22 protein-coding genes and 1 pseudogene are annotated in these 26,279 nt (G+C 60.6%); 3 read left to right on the plus strand and 20 right to left on the minus strand.

All coding sequences use genetic code 11. The features are described 5' to 3' along the window. Positions 1-51: 51 nt before the first annotated feature. The 6 genes from QO002_RS17820 to QO002_RS17845 all read right to left on the minus strand — a co-directional run bounded on the left by QO002_RS17820 (position 52) and on the right by QO002_RS17845 (position 6,696). Positions 52-819, minus strand: coding sequence for a 3-ketoacyl-ACP reductase (locus tag QO002_RS17820; protein ID WP_307232084.1), 768 nt, complete (start codon positions 817-819; stop codon positions 52-54). Then, a complete protein-coding gene (locus tag QO002_RS17825) occupies positions 816-2,324 on the minus strand; it encodes an FAD-dependent oxidoreductase (protein ID WP_307232086.1) in 1,509 nt (502 codons plus the stop codon). Before QO002_RS17825 ends, QO002_RS17820 begins: the two co-directional genes overlap by 4 nt. Positions 2,325-2,332: 8 nt before the next feature. Beyond that, a complete protein-coding gene (locus tag QO002_RS17830) occupies positions 2,333-3,445 on the minus strand; it encodes an ABC transporter ATP-binding protein (protein ID WP_307232088.1) in 1,113 nt (370 codons plus the stop codon). A 3-nt stretch (positions 3,446-3,448) separates the two neighbouring features. Further along, positions 3,449-4,393 carry a carbohydrate ABC transporter permease gene (locus QO002_RS17835; RefSeq protein WP_307232090.1) on the minus strand — a complete coding sequence of 315 codons (945 nt, stop codon included), beginning with the start codon at positions 4,391-4,393 and terminating at the stop codon, positions 3,449-3,451. Next, positions 4,390-5,343: a carbohydrate ABC transporter permease gene (locus QO002_RS17840; protein WP_307232092.1), complete on the minus strand. Its 954-nt coding sequence runs from the start codon at positions 5,341-5,343 to the stop codon at positions 4,390-4,392. Before QO002_RS17840 ends, QO002_RS17835 begins: the two co-directional genes overlap by 4 nt. A 90-nt stretch (positions 5,344-5,433) precedes the next feature. Further along, positions 5,434-6,696: an ABC transporter substrate-binding protein gene (locus QO002_RS17845; RefSeq protein WP_307232094.1), complete on the minus strand. Its 1,263-nt coding sequence runs from the start codon at positions 6,694-6,696 to the stop codon at positions 5,434-5,436. Positions 6,697-7,029: 333 nt separating this feature from the next. Here QO002_RS17845 and QO002_RS17850 point away from each other — a divergent pair, with 333 nt between their 5' ends. Beyond that, entirely contained in the window at positions 7,030-8,079 is a 1,050-nt protein-coding gene (locus QO002_RS17850) for a LacI family transcriptional regulator (protein ID WP_307232096.1), read from the plus strand. Between the two features lie 261 nt (positions 8,080-8,340). On the opposite strand, the gene QO002_RS17855 is transcribed toward QO002_RS17850, so the two are convergent. The 5 genes from QO002_RS17855 to QO002_RS17875 are packed head-to-tail and all read right to left on the minus strand — an operon-like array spanning position 8,341 to position 14,287. Next, a complete protein-coding gene (locus tag QO002_RS17855; RefSeq protein ID WP_307232098.1) occupies positions 8,341-9,849 on the minus strand; it encodes an aldehyde dehydrogenase family protein in 1,509 nt (502 codons plus the stop codon). Continuing rightward, positions 9,849-10,628, minus strand: a complete 780-nt coding sequence (locus tag QO002_RS17860; RefSeq protein WP_307232101.1) for an enoyl-CoA hydratase/isomerase family protein — start codon at positions 10,626-10,628, stop codon at positions 9,849-9,851. Before QO002_RS17860 ends, QO002_RS17855 begins: the two co-directional genes overlap by 1 nt. Next, positions 10,621-12,234, minus strand: coding sequence for an acyl CoA:acetate/3-ketoacid CoA transferase (locus QO002_RS17865; protein ID WP_307232103.1), 1,614 nt, complete (start codon positions 12,232-12,234; stop codon positions 10,621-10,623). The genes QO002_RS17860 and QO002_RS17865 overlap by 8 nt, the downstream gene beginning before the upstream one ends. 5 nt (positions 12,235-12,239) lie before the next feature. Next, on the minus strand, positions 12,240-13,241 hold the full coding sequence (locus QO002_RS17870) for a Gfo/Idh/MocA family protein (protein ID WP_307232105.1): 1,002 nt from the start codon (positions 13,239-13,241) through the stop codon (positions 12,240-12,242). Continuing rightward, positions 13,238-14,287: a LacI family DNA-binding transcriptional regulator gene (locus QO002_RS17875; protein WP_307232107.1), complete on the minus strand. Its 1,050-nt coding sequence runs from the start codon at positions 14,285-14,287 to the stop codon at positions 13,238-13,240. The genes QO002_RS17870 and QO002_RS17875 overlap by 4 nt, the downstream gene beginning before the upstream one ends. A gap of 372 nt (positions 14,288-14,659) precedes the next feature. Between QO002_RS17875 and QO002_RS17880 the strand changes: the two genes are divergently transcribed. Continuing rightward, a complete protein-coding gene (locus tag QO002_RS17880) occupies positions 14,660-15,823 on the plus strand; it encodes a dihydrodipicolinate synthase family protein (RefSeq protein ID WP_307232109.1) in 1,164 nt (387 codons plus the stop codon). On the opposite strand, the gene QO002_RS17885 is transcribed toward QO002_RS17880, so the two are convergent. From QO002_RS17885 to QO002_RS17930, 9 genes and pseudogenes are all read right to left on the minus strand, one after another. After that, positions 15,820-16,914 carry a protein-glutamate methylesterase/protein-glutamine glutaminase gene (locus QO002_RS17885; RefSeq protein ID WP_307232111.1) on the minus strand — a complete coding sequence of 365 codons (1,095 nt, stop codon included), beginning with the start codon at positions 16,912-16,914 and terminating at the stop codon, positions 15,820-15,822. The two genes, QO002_RS17880 and QO002_RS17885, sit on opposite strands and share 4 nt — an antisense overlap. Positions 16,915-16,977: 63 nt before the next feature. After that, the gene (locus tag QO002_RS17890) at positions 16,978-17,832 is read right to left on the minus strand and encodes a CheR family methyltransferase (RefSeq protein ID WP_307232114.1); all 855 of its coding nucleotides are present in this window, start codon (positions 17,830-17,832) and stop codon (positions 16,978-16,980) included. Positions 17,833-17,841: 9 nt separating this feature from the next. After that, positions 17,842-18,327: a chemotaxis protein CheW gene (locus tag QO002_RS17895; RefSeq protein WP_307232116.1), complete on the minus strand. Its 486-nt coding sequence runs from the start codon at positions 18,325-18,327 to the stop codon at positions 17,842-17,844. 3 nt (positions 18,328-18,330) lie between these two features. After that, complete coding sequence (locus tag QO002_RS17900) at positions 18,331-20,007, minus strand: methyl-accepting chemotaxis protein (RefSeq protein WP_307232119.1); 1,677 nt, start codon at positions 20,005-20,007, stop codon at positions 18,331-18,333. Positions 20,008-20,050: 43 nt separating this feature from the next. Beyond that, positions 20,051-20,832: pseudogene (locus QO002_RS31130) on the minus strand (IS5 family transposase). A 69-nt stretch (positions 20,833-20,901) separates the two neighbouring features. After that, positions 20,902-21,405, minus strand: coding sequence for a chemotaxis protein CheW (locus QO002_RS17915; protein WP_307232121.1), 504 nt, complete (start codon positions 21,403-21,405; stop codon positions 20,902-20,904). Beyond that, a complete protein-coding gene (locus QO002_RS17920) occupies positions 21,402-23,483 on the minus strand; it encodes a chemotaxis protein CheA (RefSeq protein WP_307232123.1) in 2,082 nt (693 codons plus the stop codon). Before QO002_RS17920 ends, QO002_RS17915 begins: the two co-directional genes overlap by 4 nt. After that, entirely contained in the window at positions 23,480-23,848 is a 369-nt protein-coding gene (locus tag QO002_RS17925) for a response regulator (protein ID WP_056321325.1), read from the minus strand. The genes QO002_RS17920 and QO002_RS17925 overlap by 4 nt, the downstream gene beginning before the upstream one ends. After that, a complete protein-coding gene (locus QO002_RS17930; RefSeq protein ID WP_307232125.1) occupies positions 23,845-24,174 on the minus strand; it encodes a hypothetical protein in 330 nt (109 codons plus the stop codon). The genes QO002_RS17925 and QO002_RS17930 overlap by 4 nt, the downstream gene beginning before the upstream one ends. 354 nt (positions 24,175-24,528) lie before the next feature. Here QO002_RS17930 and QO002_RS17935 point away from each other — a divergent pair, with 354 nt between their 5' ends. Next, positions 24,529-26,274: a methyl-accepting chemotaxis protein gene (locus tag QO002_RS17935; RefSeq protein WP_370878513.1), complete on the plus strand. Its 1,746-nt coding sequence runs from the start codon at positions 24,529-24,531 to the stop codon at positions 26,272-26,274. Positions 26,275-26,279: the final 5 nt, after the last annotated feature.

A 26,279-nucleotide genomic window follows, 5' to 3' on the forward strand; every position in this document is an offset into this window, starting at 1 on the left:
CCCTCATCCGGCGCTGCGCGCCACCTTCTCCCCGCCGGGGAGAAGAGGCCCTCACAATTTTCCGATCGACAGCGCTCCATCCGCATTGATCACCGAGCCCGTCGCAAACCCGAACCGGCCGGACGCCAGCGCCGAGACGATATCGCCGATATCCGACGGCTCGCCCCAGCGCTTCATCGGCACCAGCCCGCCATCGATCAGCGCGTCGTATTTCGTGGAAACCCCCGCCGTCATCTCCGAGCGGATGATGCCCGGCCGGACCTCGAAAACACCGATGCCGGTATCGGCAAGCCTCAGCGCCAGCCCTTGCGAGAAGGCCGAAAGGCCCGCCTTGCTGATGCAATAGTCCAGACGTTCCGGCGAACTCAGCGAGGACGAGACCGAGGTGATGTTGACGATGGAACGTGCACCCTTCCCGTCGCTCGACAGCATCGCCCGCAGCACGGCTTGCGTGAAAAATACCGTGCCGCGCAGATTGGTCGAAACGATCGTGTCGAAATTCTCCGGCTGCATATCAAGGAAATCGCCGCGCACCACCGAAGCCATGCCGGCATTGTTGACGAGACAATCGATGCGCCCGAAACGCGCGATGACACTATCCACCGTCGCCTGATGCCCGGCGATGTCTGAAAGATCAGCCTGGAAGAAAGCCGCCTCCGCCCCGAGCGCAGCCAGTTCATCGATCACCGTCGAAATGCCCGCACTGTCGCCGATGCCGGTGATGGCGATATCGAAGCCTTCGACGGCAAGCGCCCTGGCGATGCCGAGCCCAATGCCGCGGCGTCCGCCGGTGACGATGGCCACGCGCCGCGCCGTCATGCCCCCAGATCCTTTTCGCGGATATGCGCCCCGACCCTCAGCGCCTGCGCCGCCACCGACAGTGCCGGATTGACGGCGGCCGACGTCGGCAGATAGGAGGCATCAACCACGAAGAGATTGGGATGGTCATAGGCACGGCAATAGACATCGAGCGGTGCACTTGCCGGATCGTTGCCGATTCTGACGGTGCCGCACTGGTGCGACGGCGTGCGCTTGTCGAAGGGACGCGACAGCACGATCGGGAAACCGGCCGCCTTCAGCGCCGCCTTGAGCTTCTTCACCAACATCAGGTGCGCCGGCCAGTTGGTGCGCACCCATTGCAGCACGATGCGCTCGCCATCGACCATGATCCGGCTTTCGGGATGCGGAATATCCTCGCTCATTGCATAGAAATCGATCGCATGGGCCGAGACCTGGTTCAGCATCCATTCCGGCACCGATGGCATCTGCGCCTTGAGGATCGGGCCGGAGATGCGGCCGAGAAGCTGGACATTGCCGAGCGGCGCCCCGCCCTCCCCATCCGAGAGGTAATAGTCGTTGAAGCCGAAGCTCTTCTGGTAGATCGAGGTGTTGCGATAGAAGGGAGAAACCCCGATCACCGCACTCGAATTGTGGTTCATGAAGTTGCGGCCGACCTGATCGGAGCTATTGGCAAGCCCCTTCGGATTGGCATCATTGGCCGAACGCAGCAGCAGAACGGAGGACTGCACGGCGCCTGCCGAGAGAATGACGAGCTTCGGCGAGATCGATTGCTCGGCGCCGTCCTTGACGTAATACACCGTCTCGATGCGCTTGCCATCAGCCGCAGTCTGAAGGCGCGTGACCCGTGAGCCGGTCTGGAGCCTTACATTCGGATGCTGCAGCGCCAAGGCCAAAGCCACCGTCTCTGCATCCATCTTGCCGTCGAAGCTGTTCGGATGGGCATCCCACGGCGTCTTCGCCTTCTTCAGCCACGCATCGATATCGATGCCGAGCGGCAGGGAATAGGGGTGCAGGCCGTTGCGCTGCATCTTTTCGCGCACCGAGGCGATTGCGGGTTCATCCGGCACCGGAGAAAACGCATAGCCCTTCGAATGGGCTGGTTCCGTCGGGTCCTGCCCCAGCGCACCACGCACCTGATAGAGTTGCTCGGCGGCGCTGTACCACGGCTCCAGTTCCTCATAGGGGAACGGCCAGGCGGGCGAGACGCCTTCCAGATGCTGCATCTCCTCGAAATCCTCGCGGCGGTAGCGCACCAGCACCGCCCCGTAGAATTTCGAATTGCCGCCAACATTGTAGTAATTGCCGGGGTTGAACGCCGTGCCATCGGTTTCGTACCAGCTTTCCTTCGGCCTGAAATGACCGCGCTGGAAGATCGCCCTGGCATCGCGGTTCTCCGGCCGGTCCTGGATATGGCCACCGGCCTCGAGGATCAGGATGTCGGCACCAGATGACGCCAGCGCCGAGGCGATGGTGGAGCCGCCGATGCCGGAGCCGATGATGACGATATCGGGCTGCTTGACCATGACAGCAATCAGCCGATGCGCTGCTGGCTTTGCGGATCGAAGAACACCGCCTTGTCCAGATTGAAGGCAAGCCGCGCGGTCTGGCCGGGGGCAATGCGGGCGTCGGCGCGCAGGCGGGCCACCACTTCCTTGCCGCCGAGCTTGGTCACCGCAAATGTATCCGAACCGGCAGGCTCCACCACGTCGATCAGGCAATCGCCTTCGAACAGCGACTGCGCATTGCGGTCGGCACCATCCGGATCGGTCAGCGCTTCCGGGCGGATGCCGAAGACGACCTGCTTGCCGGAATAGGCGGCCAGTCCACGGATCTGCGGCACCGGCACGCGGAGAGGCTCGGCTTCTGGCCGCAGCAGCGACACATGCAGGTCGTTGCCGCCGCCTTCGATCGTCGCGGTCAGAAGATTCATCGCCGGCGAGCCCATGAAATCCGCAACAAACAGGTTCTTCGGATTGTTGTAGATTTCAGCTGGCGTGCCGAACTGCTGCACCTCGCCATCGCGCATGACGGCGATCTTCGTGGCCAGCGTCATCGCTTCGATCTGGTCGTGGGTGACATAGACGATGGACGTGCCGGTCGCCTGATGCAGCCGCTTGATCTCGATGCGCATGTCGACGCGCAGCTTGGCATCGAGATTGGACAGAGGCTCATCGAACAGGAAGAGTTTCGGGTCGCGCACCAAGGCGCGCCCCATGGCGACACGCTGGCGTTGGCCGCCGGAAAGCTGGCTCGGCTTGCGGTCGAGCAGATGGGTGATCTGCAGCACCTTGGCGACCTTGTCGATCGCCTTCTTGCGTTCCTCGACCGGCACGCCGCGCATTTCCATGCCGAAGGAAATATTGCCGGCGACGGTCATGTTGGGATAAAGCGCATAGCTCTGGAACACCATCGCGATATCGCGCTTGGACGGATGCAGATCGTCGATCGCCCTTCCATCGACGCGGATCGTGCCCTCGGTGATCGATTCGAGCCCGGCAATCGTGTTGAGCAGTGTGGACTTGCCGCAGCCGGACGGACCGACGAGCACCAGGAAGCCGCCCTTCTCGAGCTCAAGGTCAATGCCCTTGAGGATTTCCAGGGAGCCGAAACGCTTTCTGAGACCGGATATTTCGAGGAAAGCCATGTGTTATCCTTTGACGGCGCCCGCCATCAGTCCGCGAACGAAATAGCGGCCGGCGAGAATGTAAACGAGAAGCGTGGGCATGGCGGCGATCATTGCGGCGGCCATATTGACGTTGTATTCGACCACCCCGGTCGAGGTGTTGACGACGTTGTTCAGCGCCACCGTCATCGGCATGGACTCGCCCGTTCCGGCATAGGCCGAGGCGAACAGGAAGTCGTTCCAGATATTGGTGAACTGGTAGATCACCGTGACGACGATGATCGGCAGCGAGTTCGGCAGCATGATGCGCCGGAAGATCTGGAAGAAACCGGCACCATCCACTTGCGCGGCCTTGACCAGCTCGGTCGGGAAAGCCTCGTAGAAATTGCGGAAGAACAGCGTCGTAAAACCGAGACCATAGATCACGTGGACCAGCACGAGATTGACGGTCGGATTGCCGAAACCGAAGCTGAGACCCACGGTATTCTGCAACATCACGCCGAAACGGCCGAGACTGCCGAGAATGGTCGCCATCGGGAGAAGCACCGACTGGAACGGGATGAAGCAGGCAAACAGCATCAGGCCGAACACCAGCGTATGGCCACGAAAACGCCATTTGGTCAGCACATAGCCGTTCAGCGCGCCCAGGATCGTCGAGATCAGGACGGCCGGGATGACCATTTTCAGCGAATTCCAGAAATAGCCCTTGATGCCGGCGCAGGTAAGGCCAACGCAGGTCTCGCCCCAGGCCTTCACCCATGGCTCGAAGGTCGGCGCGCTCGGAAGCGCCAGCATGTTGCCGTTCTGGATTTCGTCCATGGTCTTGAACGAGGTGACCAGCATGACGAACAGCGGCATGAGATAGACAATGGCAAAGAATGCCAGCAGCCCATAGATGAAGACGCGATTGAAGATGCGCGCGCCATTGCTGCGGCGTGCCGCCGTGCCCGAGGAGACGATCGCGCTCATCGTGACTTCTCCCTGAGTTCGGAATAGAGATAAGGAACGATGATCGCCGAGATCGTCATCAGCATGATGATGGCGCTGGCGGAACCGACGGCCATTTCATTGCGCTTGAACGTGTATTCATACATGAAGTTGGACGGCAGCCAGGCCGAACCGCCGGGGCCGCCGGATGTCAGCGCCACGACAAGGTCGTAGGACTTGATCGCCATATGGGCGAGCACGATGAACGCGGACAAAAAGACCGGGCGCAGCAACGGTATGATGATGCGGCGATAGAGCTGGATCGTGGTCGCGCCATCAATCTGCGCCGCCTTCATGATCTCACCGTCAATGCCGCGCAAGCCCGCGAGGAACATCGCCATGACGAAGCCCGAAGCCTGCCAGACGCCGGCGATGACGACGGTATAGATCACGAAATCCTTGTTCTTGATCCAGTCGAAATGAAAGCTCGTCCACCCCCATTGATGCAGCGTCTGCTCCAGGCCAAGACCGGGATCGAGGAACCATTTCCAGGCGACGCCGGTGACGATGAACGACAGCGCCATCGGATAGAGATAGATCGGCCGCAACAGGCCTTCGCCACGGATTTTCTGGTCCAGCAGGATAGCAAGGAACAGGCCGAGGCCGAGGCAGATGCCGATATAGAGAAAGCCGAAAATACCCATATTGGTAATCGACGTGTACCAGCTCGACGGCGGGTCGCTCTCGAAGGTCCAGCGCCAGAGCCGTTGATAGGCGCGCGGACCCGTCAGCACATAGGACGGAAATGTCTTGGAATTGGTAAAGGACAGGAAGCCCGTCCAGATGATGAAGCCGTAGACAAAGACCAGCGTGATCGCAAAACTTGGCGCCAGTACCAGCTTGGGCAGCGCATCCTGCAGACGAGAGCGCAGGGAATTGCGCGACGAGCGCTCCGGCGTCAGCTTGATCTCGGTGGTCGCAACAGTGCTCATGAAAATCGTCCCCTCCCAGGGCCGTCATTCGTATTCGTATCTGGAGACCTCCCCCGCTTGGCGCGGGGAAGGGTCCTGTTCAGATGGATATCAGCGTGCGTCGTCGATCGCCTTGACGAGTTCCGTCACGGCTTCGTCGGAGGTCTTGATCTGGCCATGCACGAACTTGGACACGACGTCCTTGTAGGCATTGGCGATGGCCGGAGGAGCGCCGTAACCCTGGGCCAGCGAGCCGAACAGCGTGCCGCCGTCGTTCGCTGCCTTCAGGTCGGCGATGCCTTTCTTGCCGCAAGCGTCGAAATCCGTGTCCGGAACGTCGGTACGGGCAGGAACCGAGCCCTTGACGACGTTGAACGCCGACTGGAAGCTCTTCGACAGTGTTGCCGTCGCGAGCGCGACCTGAGCAGCCTTCTGGTTGTCCGGAACGTTGAACATGCCGAACATGTCGGAGTTATAGATCACGCTGCCGTCGGTGCCGGGGAAGCGGTAGCACAGGAAGTCCGTATCCGGGGTCTTCTTGGCAGCCACGAATTCGCCCTTGGCCCAATCGCCCATGACCTGCACAAGGGCATCACCCTTGATGACCATGGCGGTTGCAAGGTTCCAGTCGCGGCCCGAGAAGTTCGGATCGACATATTTGATGATCGTTGCGAGGTTATCGAACGACTTCTTCATCGTGTCGGACTTGAGCGACTCTTCATCGAGATCGTTGAACGCCTTCTTGTAGAACTCGGGGCCGCCCGTGGAAAGGACGATCGAGTCGAACATCGTGGCTTCCTGCCAGTTCTGGCCGCCCAGTGCGAGCGGGATGACGCCGGCAGCCTTTGCCTTGTCGAGCAGGGCAATCAGGTCGTCGAAGGTCTTCGGCTGCGTGCCGCCGATCTTGTCCATGACGGCCTTGTTGATCCACAGCCAGTTCACCGAGTGAACGTTGACCGGGGCAGCAACCCACTTGCCGTCATAAACAGAGAACTTCTGCAGCGCTGCCGGAACTGACTTGTCCCAGCCTTCCTTCACAGCCGTTTCGGTGAGGTCGCCCATCACGCCGGCAGCCGCATAATCAAGCACTGTGTAGCCGAGCATCTGCGACGCTGTCGGATAGGTGCCAGCGGCAACCATGGCCTTCAGCGCCGTCATCGCCGCATCGCCGCCACCGCCGGCAACCGGCACGTCTTTCCAGGCAAAGCCTTCCTTGGAAAGATCGCCCTTCAAGACGTTCAGAGCAGCCGCTTCGCCGCCCGACGTCCACCAATGAAGCATCTGGACTTCCTTGACGTCCTCGGCCTGGGCGGCAAGCCCGCAGCCTGCCAACATCAAAGCTGCCATTGCCGTCGTCGTCATAAACTTGCGCATCGTATTCCTCCCGTTTGCAAGTTCCCGGCGGTGGATCTTCTCCCCGCCACTACCAAAACCGACCGCCCCAAGCGGCCGATGATCTATCGCGGCTCCCCGCCGCTGCTTCAATTTAAAACGTTATAAATTCACGCAAGTCAAGCGCATGTGCGAAACTTCGAAAATTTGCTTAATTGCATTGATTAATAACGGTAATTTCTCGAGCATGAATGCTGCATCGCAGCATGAACAGTTACATTTTCCGCATTTAAAACGTTTTCACAAACCAAGATTGCGCCTTCGTCTGTTGCGGGTTACAAAGGCGCCCTGTCCCTGCCTTCCGTGAGTCACTCCTTGGCCGAAACTCCTAAATCCGCTCCTGTCGACGCCCCGCTCAAAGCGGCCAGGCCGACCTTGCGCACGATCGCCGATCTGACGGGTTTCGCAGTCACCACGGTCTCGCGCGCCTTGAGCAATGCGCCGCAGATTTCCGCGGAAACCCGCCGGCGCGTGCACGAGGTCGCAAGCGAGATCGGCTATCTTCCCGACCGGGCCGCGCAGCGCCTGAAAACCGGCCGCACCAACGTCATCAGCGTGCTGCTCGACCCGCATGAGGAAATCCTCGGCTATGGCACATCGCTGATGCTCGGCATCGCGCGCGCGCTGAAGGACACACCCTACCATCTCATCGTCACGCCAAGCTTCGCGGCCACCAGCAATGCCGATGCCATCAGTCATATCATCCGCAACGGCATGGCGGACGGCATCATCTTCTCGCGCACCGAGCCCTTCGATCCCCGCGTCCGCCTGCTTCTGGAGCAAGGGTTTCCGTTCGTCACCCACGGCCGCACGGAATTCTCCACGCCGCATCCTTATGTCGACTACGACAACTTCACCTTTGCCTATGAGGCGACGAAGCGGCTGATCGCCCGCGGCCGCCGCAAGCCGACGATCATCCTGCCGCCCAGGCGCATGACGTTTTGTCAGCACCTGCAGCACGGCTTCATGACCGCCGTGCGCGAGGCCGGCGCCGCCTACGAAATCCCTGATGACATCAACCTCGACTGCCCCGTCGATCAGATCCGCGACTTCGTCAGCCGCCGGGCTGGCATGCCCGATGGCCCGGACGGTTTCGTCTGCGGCGGCGAGGTCTCGGCGCTCGCGACCATCACCGGCATGAGCGACCGCGGCCTCACGCTCGGCACCGAATACGACATTGTCGCCAAGCAGACCTCGAAGCTTCTCGTCAACATTCAGCCGAAGGTGGAGACGATCTACGAGGATCTGGTCGATACCGGCTTTCGCATGGGCACGACCCTGCTCGCCGCCATCGGCGGCGAGACTGATCCGGAGAGGCTGCAGACGCTGCTGAAGCCGACGATCGAATTCCCCGAAGGCAGCTGAACTTGCTCCCTCTTCTCCCCAGCGGGGAGAAGGTGGCCCGAAGGGCCGGATGAGGGGGAGCCACAGGCTCTGAATTTGCGGGGGCACCCCCTCATCGCCTCGCATCCGCTCGGCACTTCTCCCCGCTGGGGAGAAGAGGGAGATCGCGGCGGCCCTCGCCATTGCATATGACCTGAGCAGCAGACGGACTAGCGGCATCGCCTTCTCGTCCAGCCGCTCTCCTTTCCGCAAACCTGCCATCGCCATTGCTCTACCCGTCCCCTAGCGCGGCATCCACCAGCCGGTACGCTGGCCGATGTGCATGTTGAGTGTCTTGGTTTCGGTATAATCCTCCACCGCATGGCGCCCGAGTTCACGGCCAAGGCCGGACTGTCGGTAGCCGCCGAACGGAAGCTCGGGCGTGCCGTCCATGAAAGTGTTCATCCAGACAGTGCCGGCGCGCACCTTGCGGCCGATGGTCATGCAGGTGTCGAAATCCCGGCTCCAGACGCCGGCCGAAAGGCCGTAGTCGATGGAATTGGCGATGCGTATCGCCTCGTCCGTCGTCTCGAAGGAGAGAACGGAGAGCACCGGCCCGAACACTTCCTCGCGAGCGACAGCCATGTCCGGTTTCACTGCCGAAAGAATGGTCGGAGACATGAACTGACCGAGCCCGAGATCGAGCGATGAGCCGCCATGGAAGACGGTTGCCCCGTTGCCGGCGGCCGCCGAAACGTAACCGACGATCTTCTCCAGATGCTGCGGCGTGATGATCGCCCCGACCTGCGTTTGCGGATCGAGCGGATCGCCGACCTTAACCTTGGCGGAAAGGGCAGCGACACGGGAGACAACCTCATCGGCGATATCGCGGTGGACGATCAGGCGCGAACCGGCGTTGCAGCATTCGCCGGCGTTGAAATAGGCGCCGAAGACGGCGGCATCGATGAATTCGTCAAGATTGGCGTCGGGAAATACGATCTGCGGGTTCTTGCCGCCGAGTTCCAGCGAGACTTTCTTGAGCGTCTGCGCGGCATTGGCCATGGTGAGCTTGCCGACGCCGGTCGAGCCGGTGAAGGACACCATGTCGACGTCAGCATGGGTCGTCATGATCGCGCCGACATCCGGGCCGGTGCCGGTGATGATATTGACGACACCGGCCGGGACGCCTGCGGCTTCCAGGATTTCGCCAAGCAACAGTGTCGAGCCGGAGGTTAGCTCGGACGGTTTGACGACCGTGGTGCAGCCGGCAGCGAGTGCGAAGGGCAACTTCTGGCTGACGATCAGGAACGGGAAATTCCAGGGCGTGATGATCGAGACGACACCGATTGCCTCGCGCAGCACGACGCCGAGCGTGCCGTCGCCGAGCGTATTGTAGCTTTCGCCGTGAAGATCGCGGGCAAGGGCGGCAGCATAGCGCCAGATATCGGCGGCACCGCCAAGTTCGGCCTTGGCCTGGCTGATCGGCTTGCCGGATTCGATGCAATCGAGATAGGCCAGCTCGTCGGCGCGGGCGGCGATGAGATCGGCGGCCTTCAGCAGCACATGCGAACGCTCGGAGGCGGCCATGCGCGGCCAGGGGCCATCTTCGAAAGCGCGGCGGGCGGCGGCAATGGCGCGCTCGGCATCGGCCTTCTTCGCGGCCGGATAGCGGCTGACGACGACGCCATGACCGGGGGCGACACGCTCCAGCGTTTCGCCGGCTTCCGCCGCCACCCATTTGCCGTCGATCAGCATATGGAAATCGTGCACCGCGATATCACCAAGCACCTTGGGCTTTACCAGAACCGTCATTACCATTCTCCCTTGAATTCGGCCGGGCGCTTGGCGGCAAAAGCCGCGACGCCTTCCTTCATGTCGCCGGTCTTGGCGGCGAGGATCGAGCCCAGCGCCTCGACGGCGGCCCCATTGTCCTCGCCATTGGCGACCGCGATCATCAGCTTGCAGATTTCCAGCGCCGCCGGCCCACGCGCGGCGATTTTCTGGGCCTGTTCCTTGGCCTTCGAGAGCGCAGAACCCGTCCCGACGACGTGATCGACGATGCCAAGCGCACGCGCATCTTCAGCCGTAAACATCTCGCCCGCCAGCACCATCCGGCGCACCGCCTGCACGCCAAACCGCGCCACTAGCCGCTGCGTGCCCGACCAGCCCGGCACCATGCCAAGGCCCGTTTCCGGCAAGCCGATCTTGATCTGCGTTTCGGCGATGCGGACATCAGCGACGGCCGCAAGCTCCAGCCCGCCACCCAGCGCATGGCCGTTCATGGCCGCAATGACCGGCATGCGCATCGTGGCCAGACGCTCGAACACGCGATGGCCGAACCGCACCCAGGCATGACCAAATTCGTTGGGGCTCATCGCCCCCCAGGCCTTGATATCGCCACCGGCGGAAAAGGCCTTGCCCTCCCCGGTCAAGATCGCGACGCGAATTTCCGCATCGTTCTCGATCTCATCGCAGGCAGCAGACAGCCCCCTCAGCATCTCGATATCGAGCGCATTGAGCTTATCGGGCCGCGCCACCGTCAGGATCGCAACATGATCTTCCCTGTCGATACGGATGCGTTCGTCAGCCATGCTGCGCTCCAGTCAACGTCCGCGCCGGCTTTTCCGGCAGCGAAAGACCGATCAGCGCCTCACCGAACAATGCAGCATCCATGACCTTCAGCTTGTCCGAGACGATCAGCGGGAATTCCGATTGGTCGAGAATATGCGTCTGCAGTTCGATGCCGGGTGCGATCTCCGTCAGCATGATGCCATCCGGTGTCAGCTTCAGCACGCAACGCTCGGTGATATAGGTAATTTCCTGCCCCTGCGCCACGCTGCGTGGGCCGGAGAAGGTGACGTGTTCGACAGCCTCGACCAGCTTCTTCAGCTTGCCTTCCTTCTCGATGACCAGCTTGCCATCGGCGACCGAAAGCTTGGCGCCGGCATTGAACATGCCGGAGAAGACGATCTTCTTTGCCCGCGCGGTGATATCGACGAAGCCGCCGGCCCCGGCCGTCACATGCGGTCGGAAGGAGAGCTTCGACACATTCACCGACCCATCGCTGCCGATCTCCAGGAAGGAGAGCAGCGAGGCATCGAAGCCGGCGCCCTGAAAATAGGTGAACTGGTAGGGCGACGGCATGTAGGCATCGGCATTCGAGGCGCAGCCGAAGGCGAAATCGAGAAGCGGAACACCGCCAACAGCACCCTGCTCGATCACCCAGGTCACGGCGCCATGAAGTCCCTCTTCCAGGAGGATACGCGGCACATTGGCCGAGATACCGAAGCCGAGATTGACGCAGCTGCCGCCCTGCAACTCCTGCGCCACGCGGCGGGCAATGACCTTCTGGATGTTGAATTCCGGTACCCGGAATGTCTCGAGCGGCCGGAAAATCTCGCCGGATATAGCCGGATCGTAATCCGTCAGCGTCGTCTGCTTCTGGTCGGGATCAACAACGACATAATCAACCAGCATGCCGGGCACGCGCACATCATGGGGCTTCAGCGATCCGGATTTGGTGATGCGCTTCACCTGCGCGATGATGATGCCGCCATTGTTGCGGGCGGCAAGCGCCTGGTCGAGGCCACCGAGATAGGCGCCCTCATGCTCATAGGTCAGGTTGCCGCGCTCGTCCGCCGTCGTCGCGCGGATGATTGCCACTTGTGGCACGATCGCCTTGAAATAAAGCCACTCCTCGCCCTCGAACTCGACCTTCTTGACGACAGGTTCCGCCGCCGCCTTGGCATTCATCGCGCAGCCCTCGCGGGCCGGATCGACGAAGGTGTCGAGGCCGACTTTGGTCAGCACGCCCGGCCGCTTGGCGGCGGCCTCGCGATGCATGTCGAAGAGAATGCCGGAGGGGATGTTGTAGGCCGGGATATCGTCGTTGCCGATCATCTGCCAGATCACAGGTGGCTCGGACGAGGACGGGCCTGAGGGATAGGAGCCGCCGATGATCCGGGCGAGCAGGCCTTTCCTGGCGATATAATCAACCCCCTTGATGCCGCTCATGTCGCCAGCTGCAATCGGATGCAGCGTCGTGATGTTCTGCGGATGCCCGGTTGTGTCAAAACGCTCGCCGATTGCCTTCAGCATCAGGTCCGGGCAGCCGAGACCGCTGGAGGAGGAGACGGTGACAACAGCTCCATCCGGGATCAGGGCGGCAGCTTCAGCCGGGGTAATATGCTTGCTCATGGGTCTCACAGTCCGGATTCGATCTTGACGCTTGCGCCCGATGCCGCCGCCTTGGTGACGGCAAGGCCAGCCGCGAGCGACCAGATGCCATCCTCGCCGCTGCAGAGCGGCTTGCCCCTGCCGGCAATGGCGGCATCGAAGGCGATGAGCGTGTTTTCATAGAGATTGCCATGGTCTATCGGCAGCTCCTGCTCGCCTTCGACATTGCGCAGGGTCACGGTGCCACCGGGCTTCTGGATCATGCAGTTGCGGCCGAAGAGCGAGCCCGCTGAACCATGCACCTCAAAGCTGGTCACCGCATATTTCGTGGTGAAGCTGTCGTGGAATTGGGCAATGAGGCCAGACTTGAAGCGCATGGCACCCATGACCGCATCCTCCAGCCCCGACTGTGCGAGGCCACCATGCTGGCCGAAGGCAATCGCCTCGACCGGATCATCGCCCAAAACGAAGCGCAGCGTATCCGTGTCGTGCACGGTAATATCGAGAATGACACCGCCGCCGGCTTCCGGCCTGTCGAGACGCCAGCCCTGCAGATGCGCCGGAAGCAGGCCGGCATGGCAGACGCGGGCGGCAAGCGGCTTGCCGATCTGGCCAGCGGCAATCGCGTCACGCATCGCCTGATGGGTTGCGGCACCGCGAAGATGATGGTTGGCCGCCATGACCACACCGGCAGCACGCGCCGCATCGACCATGGCATGGGCATCGCCCAGCGAGGTCGAAAGCGGCTTTTCGCAGAGAATGTGCTTGCCGGCCTGTGCTGCGGCAATCACCTGATCGCGATGCAATTCATTGGTCGTCGAAACATAGACAGCATCGACATCGGGATCGCCGACCAGATCGACGAGCGTCGTCACCGACTTCGGAATGTCGTGATCCCGAGCATAACTCGCGCCGCGCTCGGCGCTTGTACTCATCACCGAAACGATCTCGCCGCCGACGGCGCGGATTGCATCGATGACCCATTCATGCGCGATCGTGCTCGCGCCGATCAAACCCCACCGTGTCATATGAGAGCCAGCCTTTCCCTCTTGTCTGCCGAACTGCCGCAGCTCTGGCGAATGACGAGCCGTACCGAGCCGACGATTGCCTCGGCATCTGCCTTGCCGGCATTGATCTGCTTGAGAAGCAATTGCGCGGTGCGCCACCCCATGCCCTGCGGATCGACGGACACCGTCGTCAGTGCCGGCACCGCCGTCTTCGCCTCGATCACGTCGTCGAAGCCGACGACGGCGAAATCCACACCCGGCTCCAGCCGCTTTGCCCTAAGGCCATCGCAGGCGCCGAAGGCAACCGCATCATTGAAGCAGAGCGCTGCTGTCGGCTGCACCGGTAGCGCCAAGGCGCGCTCGACCGCCGCAACTCCACCGGCCCGCGATGGCGCGGAGCCAATGACGAGATCCTCACCGGCATCAAGACCGGCATGGATCAGCGCGTCGCGATAGCCCTGGAAACGCTCATGAAAGACTGCCGTATCGGCAAAGCCGCCGAGGAAGGCGATGCGACGATGGCCAAGCCCCGCAAGATGGGTGACGGCCGCATGGGCGCCGGCATGATTGTCTGAAATCAGCGAAGAGACCTTCGCGCCGACCACCTGGCGCACGACATTGACCACCGGAATGCCGGCCGCCACCAGCGGCTTCAGGTCCGAAGCCTCCGTGCCGCGTGCCGGTGACAGGATCAGGCCGGAAATGCCATGTTCGCGCATCGAGGCGATAACCTCGCGCTGGCGATCGAGACTTTCACCCGTATTGGCAAGGAACTGCACATAGCCGGCCGATTGCACGACCATGTCGATACCGACGGCAAGCTCGGCAAAGAAGCTGTTGGTGAGATCGTTGACGACAACGCCGATGATTTTCGACTTGGCATTGGACTGACGGAGATTGGCAGCGCCGCGGTTATAGACATAACCAAGCTCGCGAATGACGGCATTGACCTTGGCGCGCGTCACCTCGTTGACCAGAGGGCTTGCCTGAAGAACAAGCGACACGGTCGACTTCGACACGCCGGCGGCGCGCGCAATATCGATGACGGTGACCCGTTCCTTGACCAAGATAATTTCCTCCGATCGAGGTCTCCGCCTCGAGTTAGATTACAAAATAATTGGAACGTTCCAATTTTGTCAAGCGCGAACGTGAAAAAATGATTGGCGCCGTGGTTTGAAGGAAAGAAACCCTGCAACACAGGGGGTCGTCATCCTCGGCCTTGCGCCAAGGATCTACCGGAACTTCGGTAAATCAAAGCCTTGCAGATGTTCGCGACAAGCTTGAGCATGACGGAGGATTCGTTTTCGGACTTTATAAATAACCAAATACGCTCCTCCAAACACAACATACCCAACGTCTCTCCTTCGTCGTGAGCAAAAACAAGACTTGAAATTTGGAACGATCTAAATTATTCGACCGTCATGCCTGAGGAGGAACTGATGTCCGAAGCCCTGATGCTGCCCCGCGCCGATGGTACGGTCGAAACCTATCGCTTGTGCGGAACCCCGATCTTCCGCCCCCCAGCCGCCCCACGTTTCAACCGCATCGCCTATGCGGCCGCGCATGTTGTTTCCGATCCTCTTCGCGACCGGGAACCCTGGGGAAGCCCGGCAATCGACTGGGACACGACACTCGCCTTCCGCCACCATCTCTGGTCGCTCGGCTTCAAGATCGCCGAAGCGATGGACACATCGCAGCGTGGCATGGGATTGGATTGGGCAGGTGCGCAGGAACTGATCCGCCGCTCGCTGGCGGAAGCCCGCACCGTCGAGGGCGCCGATCTCGCTTGCGGCGCCGGCACCGATCATCTGGCACCGGAAAACACCCGTTCGCTGGACGACGTGATCAAGGCTTATGAGACCCAAGTCGGCTTCGTGGAAAAGGAAGGCGGCCGATCGATCATGATGGCGAGCCGGGCGCTCGCCCGTATCGCCCGCTCGCCGGATGATTACCGCAAGGTCTACCGCCATATCCTCAGCCAGACGAAGGATAAGGTGGTGCTGCACTGGCTCGGCGATATGTTCGACCCGCAGCTCAAGGGTTATTGGGGCTCGGAGGATTTCGAGACTGCACTGGAAACCGTGCTCTCGATCATCGAGGAGAACAGGTCCAAGGTCGAAGGCATCAAGATCTCGCTGCTCGACAACGCCTATGAGGTGGCGCTGCGCAATCGCCTGCCGGAAGACGTGCTCTGCTTCACCGGCGACGATTTCAATTATGCCGAACTGATCGAAGGCGACGGCAAAAGATACAGCCACGCGCTGCTTGGCATCTTCGACGCGGTCGCTCCCTCGGCCTCAAAGGCGCTGGCATCTTTGGCGGAGGGAGACATCACAACCTTCCGCGCCGTGATCGAGCCGACCGTGCCACTCTCGCGCAAAATCTTCGAAGCACCGACACAATATTACAAGGCGGGCGTGGTCTTCCTCGCCTGGCTGAACGGCCACCAGAAGCATTTCACCATGCCGGCTGGCATGCAGTCGGCCCGTGGCGTGTTGCATTATGCCGATATCTTCCGGCTTGCCGACAAGGCCAACGTTCTCGACCGGCCCGAACTCGCCGTCAAGCGCATGAAGGCGTTTCTGACGCTGCAGGGAATCTAGAACTTCGCCTGCGTCATCAGGATTTCCTGAGCGATTTTCTCCAGCGGCACGACCTTATCGACGCCACCGCGAGCGATGGCTTCTTTCGGCATGCCAAAGACGACGGAGGTCGCTTCATCCTGCGCCACCGTGAAAGCCCCGGCCTGCTTCATTTCCTCCATGCCGCGGGCACCATCGTCACCCATGCCGGTCATGATCACACCCATGGCATTGGCACCAGCCGCCCGCGCTGCCGAGCGAAACAGCACGTCAACCGAGGGCCTATGCCGCGACACCAGAGGCCCGGTCTTGACCGACACATGATAGCGCGCACCCTGCCGCTCCAGCAGCATGTGCTTGTCGCCGGGTGCGATCAGCACATGGCCGCGCAACACCGGATCGCCATCCTCGGCTTCCTTGACCTCGACTTCGCAAAGACTGTTCAGCCGCTTGGCAAAGGCGGCGGTGAATTTTTCCGGCATATGCTGGACGATGACCATGCCCGGCGCATTCGCCGGCAGGGCTTCCAGCATCTCGCGCAAAGCTTCCGTTCCACCGGTGGAGGCGCCGACACAGACGACCATTTCGGTCGTCTTGGCCATAGCGCGTCCGGTCGGCGGCGGCAGCATTGCGTCCGCGGTCAGCTTTGCCGCGGGTCCCGACGCCGAGGCGCTGCCTCGTGCCGAAGGCCGACGCACGCCAGAAATGCGCGCCTGGGCCGCACTCTTGACCACTTCTCGAATCCGCATGCCGCTTTCGGCCAGATGATCGGCCGCACCGATTTTCGGCTTCAGGATGATATCGACCGCCCCTGCCTCCAAAGCCTGCAGCAATGTTTCCGAACCCGCCTCCGTCAGCGACGAGCACATGACGACCGGAATGGGATGCTGCGCCATCAGCTTGCGCAGAAAGGTAATGCCGTCCATGCGCGGCATCTCGACATCCAGCGTGATGACGTCGGGGATGTCGTCCTGAATGCGCTTTGCCGCCATGAACGGATCTGAGGCTGCCCCCATCACCTCGATATCGGGGTCCTGCTGCAACACTGCCGTCAGTGTCTGGCGGACGCTGGCGCTATCGTCGACAATCAGAACCCGGATCTTTTTTCCCATTTCGATCTGCCTTTCAGCATCTTCGGGCGAACTCCTCCGCTCGCCGAAAACGCATGCTTGAGATTAGACGCGCTGAAACACCGTGTTGGAGACCTGTTTCAGCGGCAGGTCGAAGCCGATGATCGATTCCGAGTGCCCGATGAACATATAGCCCCCCGGCAGAAGGCAATCCGTCAGACGGGAAAGAACCGCTGATTGTGTCGGTTTGTCAAAATAGATCAGCACGTTGCGGCAGAAGATGATGTGCATGGGATCGCCCACCGGATATTTGACGTCCATCAGGTTCATCCGCCCGAAACCGATCCTGGAGCGCAGCCGCGGCGATATACGCACCTCCCGGTTGCGCGGACGAAGCGAGCGCATCACATACTTGCGCAGCATCTCCGGGGGTACCGGCGCGACAAGCTCTGCAGGGTAGATCCCCTGATGGGCCGTCTGCAGCACATCCGTGCTGAGATCGGTCGCGAGGATCGAGTAGTTCAGATCGTTACGACGCTCGACGAACTCCTCAAGGACCATGGCGATCGTATAGGGCTCCGCCCCCGTCGAGCAGGCCGAACTCCAGATGCGCAGATTGCGGTGTCCCTGCTTTGCAAGCGTCGGGAGCGCGCTCTCGCTCATATAGTCGAAATGCTTGGATTCCCGAAAGAAATCCGTCTTGTTCGTGGTCACGGCGTCGATGAGGTAAACCGCCTCATATTCGATCCCGCCATCGTTGAACAAATAGTCGCAATAGTCGTCGAAGCTGACGATGTTGGTTGCCCGAAGGCGGCGGCGAAGCCGGCCTTCGAGCATCGTCAGCTTGCTCTGCGGCATCTTGATGCCGCTATAGTCGTAGATATACCGGGCAAGACGATCGAAGTTCCGTTTGCTGATACGGTCGTTCACCGCCTGCATCGGGCGCGCTACAGCATTCATCTGTTATCCTCAGGCGGCTGCACCCGGCAGGGTGAGAAGAGCGGTTTCCTCGCGCGACAGCAGGCTTGCGAGATCGATGATCACCACAAACCCACCCTCGCGGCGAACGACGCCGGCGATGTAGCCGGAGCGCCAGCGGACCCCGATATCGGGGGCAGCCTCCACCTGATCCTTCCGGAACGGCGTGACTTCGAAAACCCGGTCAGCCACCAGGCCGAGGCAAAGCATGCGGCTTTCCAGGGGCACATCCATGACCAGAACCCGCGTATGGGATGTGGGGATGGTCTTGGAAAGGCCGAGCTTCAGCCTCAGATCGATCGTCGGAACACCCTGCCCGCGCACATCGCGCAGGCCGAGCAGATAGTCGGGACCGTTCGGGATCTTGAAGGCCTCCTCGTAGTCGAGGATCTCCCGGACCACCTCGACGGGAACAGCGAAGACTTCCTCGCCGAGGCTGAACGTCACGTATTGGGATTCGAGAGATGGTGTAACCATGGTTTAAGCGCTTTCCCTGAAGTCGGCGTCGTCAGCATCCGGGCCGCCCATGGAGAGATCGAGGGCAAAGCCCTTGACCCGAGCCTGCTGGGACGAAACCGAGTTGGGTGCCGAAGGCGGACGGCGAACAGCGGCCTTGGCAGCAGGCTTTGCAGCCTTGCGTACTCCACCGCCAACCTTGACGCCGGCACCGTCGACCTTGAAGAAGGCAATCGAGGTCTGCAGTTCTTCCGCCTGTGCCGCAAGTTCTTCCGAAGTTGCCGACATCTGCTCGGAGGCACCAGCGTTCTGCTGGGTTACCTTGTCGAGCTGCTGGATCGCCTCGTTGATCTGGCTGGCACCGATATCCTGCTCGCGGCAAGCAGCCGAGATTTCGGAAACCAGTTCCGCGGTCTTGCGGATATCCGGCACCAGACGGTTCAACATTTCACCGGCTTCGGCAGCCGCCTTGACGGTATCGCCCGACATCTGGCCGATTTCTGCGGCGGCCGACTGCGAGCGTTCAGCAAGCTTGCGGACTTCCGAGGCAACGACCGCAAAGCCCTTGCCATGCTCGCCGGCGCGAGCCGCTTCGACTGCAGCGTTCAGAGCAAGAAGGTCTGTCTGGCGCGCGATTTCCTGCACGATGGAAATCTTCTCGGCGATGGTCCGCATGGCGCCGACGGCGCGGGTGACGGCCTCGCCGCTCATCTCGGCATCCTTGGCCGACTGGCGAGCGATCTTTTCCGTCTGGGCGGCATTGTCGGCGTTCTGCTTGATGTTGGCGGCCATTTCTTCCATCGAGGCGGAGGCCTCTTCGGCAGAGGCTGCCTGCTCGGTCGCACCCTGGGAAACCTGCTCAGAGCTTGCCGAGAGTTCCTGGCTACCGGCCGAGACGTTATCGGCAGCCGACAGCGCATCGCCTACGACACCGCGGAGACGCTCGATCATCACATTGACGTTGCCGAGCAGAACCCCGATTTCGTCGTTGTTGGTAATCTCGACCATCTTGGTTAGATCACCTTCAGCAACATCGCCAACGGCTGTTGTCGCACGACGAAGACCCCTGCCGATTGTGACCGAAATCCAGATCGCGGCAGCGATGGCAATCAGCACGGCAAGACCGGCAGCCGCCATCATCATTAAACGGGTCGTGGCATAAAGCTCATCGGCTGCAGCATCGGCTTCCAGCAGACGCCCTTCCTCGAGCTTGACGATTTCGTCCAGGATCGTATCCATTTCGTTGGCGCTGGCGCGGGCCGTGGTCACGGAGATGTTCTCCGCTGCCGACGCATTCCCCGCCGTAAGCAGGCTGCGGATCTGCTGCTCGGCCTCATCCGACTTGACGGCGAGTTCACGCAGCTTGGACCATTTTGCCTTGCCCTGTTCGGTCGCCTTTGCTTCCGCCTCGCTCAGAAGCTGATCGAAAGCCTGACGCGCAACGTCCCCCTTGGCGCGAGCCGATGCCATTTCCTTTTCCGTCGTCGCCGCAAGCAGGTTCTTCTGCTGACGGATCGCCTGCAGTTCCTCGATATTGATCTTCTGTGCCAGTTTCAGGCGGGCAGCAGGTCCCTGCAGAACCTGCTCCAGATTGTCGTTGAGCGTGCCGAGACTGACGATACCGTATCCGGCCGTCCCCAGAAGCAGGGCGATGACGAAGCCAAAGGCGATCGTCAGTTTAAGCTTGATCGTAAATCGCATTGTCAAAGTTCCTTCTCGGTGAACCGCAGTGGCGGCTTCGGTTCTAGGTTCTGTTGACAAAGTAGGGTAGCCAAATCTTTGCGGCAGCCAACGCGAGGAAGGCTTCAAAGGAAGCTCTGGTCTTATCGTATCTGGTGGCGATCCTGCGAAACTGCTTGAGACGATTAAACATCCGCTCGATACGATTGCGATCCTTGTATGCTCGGTAGTCACAGGCAGGCGGGTTCTTCCGGTTCGCTTTTGGCGGAATAACGGGACGGATGCCGCGCATCAAAAGCTCTTCCCGGATAGAGTCGCCGTCATACCCCTTATCTGCCAGGAATAGCCTGGGCTTGTTGACTGGCATGGCCAACAGAGCCGGAACGGCATTGTAGTCCGAGGTCTCGCCACCCGTCAGGATAAAGCCAAGAGGGCGTCCCTGACCGTCCGCTCTGGCATGGATTTTTGTCGTAAAGCCGCCGCGTGATCGACCAAAAGCCTCCTTATGAGTCCCCCTTTAGCGCCCGCTGCCTGCGAATGGCCGCGAACTGTGGTGCTATCGATCATGTGCTGCCAGTCGTCAGTCAGGCCAAGGCCGACCAATGTTTCCAGAAGGGCATCCCAAACGCCGTGCTCAGCCCATCGCCGGAAACGGACATAGACCGAATTCCATTTGCCGTATCGTTCGTGCATATCCCGCCAAGGGCATCCGACGCGCAGAACGTGCAGCATCCCGTTTAGAAAGCGCCGATTATCATGGGCAGGACGGGATTTTCGTCCGCGCTCCGCAGGCAAAAGCCCTTCAATAATCCGCCATTCGACATCCGAAAGATCGCCACGAGCCAAAGCAGCCTCCTAAAAGACAGCGTTGAATCATGCTTCAGGTGATTTGCAAACCCACTTTGTCAACAGGACCTAGGCTTCTTTCCTGAAGGAGAAGATGGCCTGTAAATTCGGGAGGATGATGAATTGTCCGTTACGCTTGACGAGGCAGTTGATGTAGTCCGCCCGCCAGCGCATGCCGATGCTCGGCGGCGGCTCGCTCATGGCTCTGGAAAGGGTGGTGACTTCATTCACCTTGTCTGTTCTCAGGCCGACCAGAGTACGTTCGCCCTGCAGTTCGATTTCGATGACGATGATACGACTGTCGATCGTCGCTTCCCCGGCTTCCATGCCGAAAGCCAGGCGAATATCCGCAAGCGGAATGACCTTGCCGCGGAAATTGATGACGCTGCCGACGAAGGGCATGGCGCCGGGAACCGTCGTCTCCGGCAGGAGATCGAGAATTTCCTGCACCATGATTGCTTCGAGCGCGAAGGTTTCGCCGTGCAGATCGAAGGTCAGCACCTCCAGCTCGCCTTCGGCATTCCAGTGATTGTGGGCGTTCTGCCCGAGTTCCGTCTGAAGCCTGTCAATCATCCCGCGGCACGCAGATGCGCCTCCTGTTGCTGTCCGGCCGCCACAAGGTGGGCGACATCGAGAATAAGGGCGACGCTGCCGTCCCCGAGAATGGTTGCGCCCGAGAAGGTCGCGACGTCATGATGCAGCTTGGACATCGACTTGATGACCGTCTGGTGATCGCCGATGATCTGGTCGACGACCATGCCGACCCGCTCGGTACCGGTGGAAATGACCACAACCTTCTGATGCGTGTCCGGCTTGGTGCCGGTGCGGAACAGGTCGCGCAGGCGCAGGAACGGCACGAGACTGTCGCGCAGCGAGATGAAGCTGCGACCACGCGAACGCAGATCCTCTTCGAGCGATAGCTCGAGGCACTCCTCGACCGCGGAAAGCGGAATGACGTAGCGTCCTTCCCCGACCCGAACGAGCAGACCATCGATGATGGCGAGCGTCAGCGGGATGCGAAGCGCAACCTCGGAGCCCTGCCCCGGCTTGCTGGTGACGTCGATGGCACCACGCAACGCCTCAACCGTCTTCTTGACCACATCCATGCCGACACCGCGGCCGGAAAGATTGGTGACCTGGGCAGCAGTAGAAAAGCCTGGCTGGAAGATCATCTGCAACAGGTCCTGATCGGAAATCTGCTGCCCCGGCTGCATCAGCCCGGAGGATTCGGCCTTGGCACGGACCCGTTCGCGGTTGATGCCGCGGCCGTCGTCCTTGATGGTGATGATCACCTCGCCGCCAGCCTGACGGGCCGAAAGCAACACCTTGCCCGCCTCTTCATTGCCGGCCGCACGCCGTTCTTCCGGCGTTTCAAGGCCGTGATCGATCGAGTTGCGAACGAGGTGGACGAGCGGATCGGCAAGACGCTCGATCACGGTCTTGTCGACCTCGGTGGTTTCGCCTTCGGTTTCCAGCTCGATGATCTTGCCGGTTTCGCGGGCCAGATCATGCACGAGGCGGCGGAAGCGGCCGAACAGACTGCCGACCGGCACCATGCGCAGAACCATCATTGTGTCACGCAGTTCGCCGGAGAGCCGTTCGATTTCCTCGGACACCGAACGCAACTGGAGATCCATGCTGGTGCTGGCCAGCTGGCGCAGGCGCGACTGGGCAATGACCAGCTCGCCGACCCGGTCCATCAGTTCATCGAGGCGTTCGGCCGGCACGCGAACGTTCTCAGCCGCTTTAGCTTGACGCTGATCGCCCCCGGATGCTTCGGGTGCTGGTGCCGGGCGTGCGGATGGTGCAGCAACCGCGGCAACGGGAGCCGGTGCGACGGCGACTTGAACGACCGGCGCCGCCGGAACAATCGATACAGCTGCAGGTGCCTCAGCAGCAGGCGCTGGAGCGACAGCCGGGGCCTCAGCGACGGGCGCAATGTCCTCGACCTCAAGCTGCATGTCATCGAGCACGAAGATGAAGACATCGTCGATCGCCGAACGCGGCTGATCCGTTGTCAGCGTCACATCCCAGGAAACATAAAGCTCTGTCGGAACCAGAACGTCGAGAGAGGGAATAGCCGACGTATTGGCCACGACGCGGCATTCGCCGAGATCGCGCAGCTCATCGAGCAGACCCAAAGGATTGGTGCCGTTGACCATGGAGTTGAGCGGCAGGCTGAAACGGATGCGCCAGATGTGGTGCTGAGCGGCGGAGGTCACAACCTTGGCCGGAGCGGCAATCACCACGGCCGGCATGGCCTCAGCTACCGGAGCATCACCTTCCACTGCCTGGCGCAACTGGGCAAGCAGTACTTCGCCGATGGCACCGTGGTCATCGGTCGGGTTTTCGATCAAGGCGCGCATATGATCCTGCGCAGCAAGGACGGCGGCGACGAGTTCGCTGGTGGCTGGCTTCTCGCCCTTGCGCACCCGGTCGAAGGCGGTTTCGCAATGATGAGTGAAGGCTGCGAGCGCATCGAAGCCGAACATGGCTCCCGATCCCTTGAGCGTATGCAGTCCGCGGAAAACCGCGTCGATCTGGTCCTTGTCGTTGAGCCGATAGGTTAGATCGAGCAGGCCGGTTTCGATCTGCTCGAGCAGTTCGGCCGCCTCGATACGAAAGACAGCTACGGGATCGGTCATACTCATTTTCCGAGGACCTTCTTTACGATCTTCACGAGGTTTTCGGGATCAAAGGGCTTTGTCAGCCAGCCGGTGGCGCCAGCAGCCTTGGCTCGCGCTTTCAGGTCCGCATCCGATTCCGTCGTCAGGAAGATGATCGGCACGCCCATATGGGCCGGCAGCTTGCGCAGTTCCTCGATCATCGTCAGGCCGTCCATCACAGGCATGTTGAGGTCAGTCACGATCAGGTCGAATTCACCCGCCTTGGCCTTCTCCAGGCCCTCTGCCCCGTTGACCGCTTCGGTGATCTCGTAACCCGCGTTGGTCAGGGTTACCTTGGTCGTCAGCCGAATGCTCGCACTGTCATCGACCGTCAAAATCCGTCCGCTCATTGCTGTGCCTTTCCATGAAACCAGAATTTTTCGTCCTCTTCCGAGAACCCGGCTGTAAAACCCCCGCGGTCGAGGACACTGCGCATCTGCGCGTTTGCCACTTGAGCCAGGCTCAAGATCACACCTGAAGATTTGGCGCGGATTCGCGCGGACTCGATCAGTTGAACGAAACTAAGATCGACCTCTGAATCCTCAGGAACATGTATAGTCAAACTCTTGCCAATGGCTAATTTATCCAAAATAATACTACGAACATCAAATATAGTTTTGATATTGAGCTTATTTGGCAAATTTATCGAATAATTAACGACGCTATTTTCGCTCATTTCAGCTCCGCGAAACGATGAATACTATTGAACCTTCTTCTGGAATCTCATGCCAGCCTTAACATGGGGTAAAGACAGGTTGCACCCGACTGCACTTATTGCGAGTCTGTTCACTATGAAATTTTACCTGGGAGATTTCACAATCGCACGTCAATCGACGTAAATAATAAAGTTATATCAGTGTCTTAATAGATGAATATAGGAATCTGGCGAAATGTGACATGGCAAACGGGCACGTCGGCATACCTCTCGTGACGTGTTTCGAGGTGCAACGCAGGCGAGTCTGGAATTTACCAGACGTTTGCATCCTTCAACTATCGATTGGCGCAACAATATTTGAAAGTCGAGGTTCCCGTGACACAGTATGCAGCCCTGGTTCGACACCACGATCACGGTACAGCCAGCCGGATCGGCGACAAGCTGGAGGCCGCGCGCGGCAAGGTCGAACAGCGTTTCCTCGAAGGTGGCAACGTCCTGCTCTCCGTCATGGATGTCCTGAACCGGCTGCTTGCCTCGCTTGATAATATCAGCCGTTCGCTGGAAACCGGCTCGGCCGACGACACGATGGCCGACCTGCTGGCGACCGTACGCAACCTCTCCGACCTACCGCAGATCCAAAGCAGCCGTCAGACGCATCTGGAAGTTCTGGCGAAGGCCGGGGGCGGCATGCGCACCCATGTCGCCGACATGCAGGAGACAATGCGCTACCTTCAGACCTTTGCCGTGACTGTGAAGATCACCGGCGCCGGACTGCCCGAATTCTCGGGCTTCGCCGAGGAAATCCTGGAGCGCATTCGCTCCGGCACCGGTGAGGTCAACAGTTTTGCGACCCAGCTTGCGGCCCTTGAAAAGGAACTCTCGCTCGCCCGCAGCTTCGGCACCAATATTTCCAAGCAATATGCCCAGACCGTACCGGACGTCGCAAAGGCGCTGGAAAACGATGTGAAAACGATCACCGAGCACCGCAAGAAGCTGGGCGTCATCGCTCGGGAAGTCAGCGTGCTGGCACGCGGCATCCAGAGCAAAGTCGGAACCACGCTTTCCGCCTTGCAGATCGGCGATATCACCCGCCAGCGCATCGAACATGTGCAGGCGGCCTTGTCGATGCTCGACACTTGTCTGGACGGTGACGAATGCAAGGTCCTTGACTTCGATGCCCGCGGCAGGCTCGTCAACATCATCCATCATCTCTGTGCCGCACAGATGGTCGAGATGGTCGAGGACTTCCAGCGGGATTCCCGTAACGTCGTCCAGACCATTGCCAGCTTCGGCGGCGATACCCAGGAAATCCTCAACCTGCGTGCCCAGATGCAGGGCAATGGCTCGGATGGCCAAGACAACGTCATGCGCGCGCTGGAGGAAAGCGTCACCAAGGCGCTCGGCATCGTCAAGCAGGTCGAAGCCGCCAGCCTCAAGGCGGACCAGGTCAGCCAATCCACGACCGAGACGGCCTCCCGCCTGCTTGAAGGCATCGGCAATATCCGCGGCGTCAAGATGGATATCCACTACATGGCGCTGAACACCAATCTGCGCTGCAGCCGTCTCGGCGAGGCTGGTCGGTCGATCAACGTCGTCACCGGCGAGCTTCGCATCTTTGCCGCCAAGCTCGATGAATCGGCCGACGCCATCGTCGGAGGCCTGACACAGCTCGACACGGCAGCCGAAAACATCGCCTCGGCCGGAAGCGCCGGTTCCCTGCAGCTTGGCGAACGGTTGAACGGCGCGGTCTCCAACATCCGCACCACCGCCAACGCCATGGAAGAGGAACTGGCAAATCTTTCCGAACACGGACGGCGGGTGGCAAGCCAGATCAGCCTGATGATCGCCAAGCTCGACTTCCAGCATGATCTGGGCGAAATCCTCGCAACCTGCGCTGACGAACTGTGCGACATCGCCGGGCCTGATATTGCCGGAGCCGAAGGTCTCGAAGCCATACTTGGCGGGCTTTCCCAACGGGTTTTCAAAACCTACACCATGGTCCAGGAACGCAACGTGCATAACGCGGTCATCCCCCAGATAGAGGCTTTTGCACCCCTCACTGCCGCCCCCGTGCAGGCCGCGCAAAGCGACGAGGATCTCTTCGAAGACGCATTGTTCTGATGGTT

It is taken from the genome of Pararhizobium capsulatum DSM 1112 (assembly GCF_030814475.1).
Taxonomy (GTDB): Bacteria; Pseudomonadota; Alphaproteobacteria; order Rhizobiales; family Rhizobiaceae; genus Pararhizobium; species Pararhizobium capsulatum.